Source organism: Vibrio sp. Y176 (assembly GCF_033438945.1).
Genome location: NZ_JAWOQS010000175.1, coordinates 1 through 945 on the forward strand (window position 1 = coordinate 1; position 945 = coordinate 945).

Below are 945 nucleotides of genomic sequence, written 5' to 3' on the forward strand. Positions count from 1 at the left end.
GCTATTTCGAGCAAGCGTGTACTGAAGTAGAGCTCGCTGAAGCGCCAAAATACGCCGAAGATATTACCAACGGCCAAGTAACCGGTCGCATTGTTATCAAGCTATAGTCATCAAGCTGTAGCTATAAAGCTATCGTTATCAAGCTACAAATCAGCACTTCACGTAAAAAGAGCCAGCGTTGCTGGCTCTTTTATTATCAGTTCAATCCCATGTCTTCGATTCGCTTCGCAATCAGCCTGCTGCACTCTTCACGCACAACGGAGCGCAGCCATTCTTGAGCAGGAGAATGCTCACAGCGCGCATGCCAAATCATCGAATAATCAAAAGGCGTAAATTGGAATGGCAACGGTTTTACGACTAGGTCATAGCGCTCAGCAACCAGATACGCCAAATCTGCCGGAACGGTAATGATGATAGGTAGTGTATCCACACTCGCCAGCGCAGCTTCTAAATGGTACGCACGCAGCACCATTTTGCGTTGCGGCTTGTCGATCAAAGCTTGCTCAATCAACGCTTTCACTCCGTCACTGATGGCAATCATCGCGTGAGGGTGGCTCAAATAGTCGTCCAAACTCATCTCTTGATTCGCCAAAGGATGCTGTTTGGACAGTAAACACAACACGCCAACGCGACCAAGAATCTCGCTACGCAGCGGCTCTACGGGGCCAGTTGGGCGACAAATGGCGAGATCGGCCCCTTCATAAGTCAACTGATCGGATAAACGGTCATGCTGCAAAGGCAAAAAGTTAAACGACACATTCGGCGCTTCTTGATAAATGCGCGGTAAAGCAAACGGCAGAATGGTTTGCATAGCGTAGTCCGTGGTCGCGATAGTGAACGTCTGATCGCACTGCTGAGGATCGAACTCGACGGGCGACAACAATTGGCGCAGCGATTCCAACGGTTCACCTAAAGAGCGATCAATTTCTAGCGCTTTTTGGGTTG

General features: G+C 49.3%; 1 protein-coding gene and 1 pseudogene. One reads left to right on the forward strand and one right to left on the reverse strand.

The window, feature by feature from the left end:
* Positions 1-107 (forward strand): annotated as a pseudogene (locus R7O13_RS24920) (oxidoreductase); the annotation flags it as partial.
* Positions 108-196: 89 nt separating this feature from the next.
* Here R7O13_RS24920 and R7O13_RS24925 read toward each other — a convergent pair.
* Positions 197-945 (reverse strand): LysR substrate-binding domain-containing protein (locus R7O13_RS24925; RefSeq protein WP_318304950.1); only part of this gene is annotated, 749 nt, incomplete at its 5' end.